The sequence below is a fragment of the Moorena sp. SIO2C4 genome (assembly GCF_010672485.1).
Taxonomy (GTDB): Bacteria; Cyanobacteriota; Cyanobacteriia; order Cyanobacteriales; family Coleofasciculaceae; genus Moorena; species Moorena producens.
This window is the reverse complement of sequence record NZ_JAAHGN010001553.1, coordinates 1-1,137: the sequence shown is the minus strand read 5'-3', so window position 1 is coordinate 1,137 and position 1,137 is coordinate 1. Positions and strand designations below refer to the sequence as shown.

At 42.7% G+C, this 1,137-nt stretch carries 1 protein-coding gene; it reads left to right on the top strand.

Annotated elements, in window-relative coordinates; genetic code table 11:
• Positions 1–325: 325 nt before the first annotated feature.
• Complete coding sequence (locus F6K20_RS39455; protein WP_008181718.1) at positions 326–913, top strand: IS607 family transposase; 588 nt, start codon at positions 326–328, stop codon at positions 911–913.
• The last annotated feature ends 224 nt before the right edge of the window (positions 914–1,137 follow it).

Here is a 1,137-nt window from a genome sequence, read left to right as displayed (position 1 = left end):
TGGCCACGCTACGCGAACGGCCACGCGTGCGCGTTTGGCCACGCTGTGCGAACGATGCTGTGATAACCCATAAGCTGATAACTAATAGCTGATAATAACTGATAGCTGATAGCTGATCACTGATAGCTGATAGCTGATCACTGAAAGCTGATAGCTAATAACTGATAGCTGAAAGCTGATAGCTGAAAGCTGATAGCTAATAACTGAAAGCTGATAGCTGAAAGCTGATAGCTGATAGCTAATAACTGAAAGCTGAAAGCTGAAAGCTGATAGCTGATAGCTGATAGCTGATTAAACTTAATTAAAATAAGGTGATAAATCCAACATGTCAGGGTTAACCATTAGTATTGGAGAAGCAGCCAGTGAGCTAGGGGTCTCAGTTAAAACCTTAAGGAGGTGGGCAGATGCAGGAAAGATTAGGTCAAAACGGTCTCCTAGTGGTCATAGGCGATTTTATGTAGCTGATATCAAACACATTACACCACGAAATGTCGGTCAGATCGATGATCGGATAACCATTAACTATGCCCGTGTTTCAGATCAAGACCAAAAAGAAGATTTAGTCAAGCAAATCAAGATTTTAGAGTCTTTTAGTACTGCTAATGGTTGGCAGTATGAGACAATTCAAGATTCAGGTGCCGGAATCAATTCCCAAAATAAAGGCTTACAGAAACTGCTCAAGCGAATCATGCAGGGGAATGTTGGCAGAGTTGTAATTACTCACAAAGATAGGCTGCTTAGAGTTAGTGCTGAATTAGTATTTGCGATGTGTCAAGAATTCAATACAGAAGTAATAATTATCAACAAATCATCAGAAGACATCAGCGTTGAACAAGAATTAGTCAAAGACATCATGGAGCTGATCACAATCTTTTCAGAAAAACTCCATAGTGCTAAGAGTTCCAAAACGTAAGCTATTAGCTTTCAGCGAACAGCGATTAGCGCTACGCGCACGCTACGCGAACAGCGAACAGCGATTAGCGCTACGCGCACGCTACGCGAACAGCTTTCAGCTTTCAGCTTTCAGTGATCAGTTATTTAATGAAAGAGATAAGCATTCGAATAATGCTGAGTTAAGTCCCAGCGTCGTTCGCACAGCGTGGCCAAACGCGTACGCGTGGCCGTTCGCGTAGCGTG